Origin of the sequence: Shigella sp. FC1567, assembly GCF_001743015.1 — a bacterium.
Taxonomy (GTDB): domain Bacteria; phylum Pseudomonadota; class Gammaproteobacteria; order Enterobacterales; family Enterobacteriaceae; genus Escherichia; species Escherichia coli.
Window position 1 is genome coordinate 1 of the sequence record NZ_MIIV01000386.1, and the last position, 506, is coordinate 506.

The window sequence follows — 506 nt, forward strand, 5'->3', positions numbered from 1 at the left end:
CGTTACACTCAGCGCATTGAGCGACATAATCTGAATCTGAGACAACATCTGGCAAGGCTGGGACGGAAGTCACTGTCGTTCTCAAAATCGGTGGAGCTGTATGACAAGGTCATCGGGCATTATCTGAACATAAAACACTATCAGTAAGTTGGAGTCATTACCTAGTTCTGGAACACCATTGCAATGCTGCGATCTTTAGGCGGAAGGGTATTAACAAGGCGGTCGCTAATGTAAATTTCACCACCTGATACGTCTTCAAGACCTGCAATCATGCGTAATGTAGTTGATTTGGCACACCCAGATGGTCCAACAAAAACCATGAATTCACCATCGTTTATATCGAGATCAATGCCGTGAACAGGTTTGAATCCATTGTCATAAATTTTTTCAACTTTGCGTAGAATTACCGCGGGTAATGACTCCAACTTACTGATAGTGTTTTATGTTCAGATAATGCCCGATGACCTTGTCATGCAGCTCCACCGATTTTGAGAACGACAGTGACT

At 43.3% G+C, this 506-nt stretch carries 2 protein-coding genes and 1 pseudogene; 1 reads left to right on the forward strand and 2 read right to left on the reverse strand.

The annotated features are described in order from the left end of the window. A partial coding sequence (locus tag BHE85_RS18310) for an IS1 family transposase (RefSeq protein WP_216080533.1) occupies positions 1-147 on the forward strand: 147 nt, incomplete at its 5' end. Positions 148-164: 17 nt separating this feature from the next. Here the strand turns inward: BHE85_RS18310 and BHE85_RS18315 are convergent. Together BHE85_RS18315 and BHE85_RS18320 are read right to left on the reverse strand one after the other, a co-directional pair. Next, positions 165-425: pseudogene (locus tag BHE85_RS18315) on the reverse strand (ATP-binding cassette domain-containing protein); the annotation flags it as partial. A gap of 1 nt (position 426) precedes the next feature. Next, positions 427-506: IS1 family transposase (locus BHE85_RS18320; RefSeq protein ID WP_001401901.1), on the reverse strand; the 80-nt coding region annotated here is incomplete at its 5' end.